Origin of the sequence: Ochrobactrum sp. SFR4 (genome assembly GCF_019730395.1) — a bacterium.
GTDB lineage: Bacteria > Pseudomonadota > Alphaproteobacteria > Rhizobiales > Rhizobiaceae > Pseudochrobactrum.
The window spans coordinates 1-264 of sequence record NZ_JAAPBB010000893.1; the positions used below are offsets into that span (position 1 = coordinate 1).

At 64.4% G+C, this 264-nt stretch carries 1 protein-coding gene; it reads left to right on the forward strand.

Going from position 1 to position 264, the window contains the following annotated elements; genetic code table 11:
* Positions 1–264, forward strand: a 264-nt coding sequence (locus tag HBA93_RS21670; protein WP_286202128.1) for a LysR substrate-binding domain-containing protein, incomplete at both ends; no start/stop codon positions are given.

Below are 264 nucleotides of genomic sequence, written 5' to 3' on the forward strand. Positions count from 1 at the left end.
CGGGGGATCGATGACGATCTTGCAAGCAACGACTGGATCGGCTTCGGCCAGTCACATGGAGCGGTCGGTCATCAGTTGGCCGATTGGCTGCCCGGAGTGCAACCGATCTACCGCACCAATTCGATTGCGGCCGCCATTGCCGCGGCGAGGGCCGGAATCGGCCTTGCGCCGCTGCCCTGCGCTGTAGCCGACGGCGCGCCCGACCTTGTCCGGGTCGCCATGTTTCCGGAAGATTTCCAGCTCGATCTGTGGCTGCTGACCCAT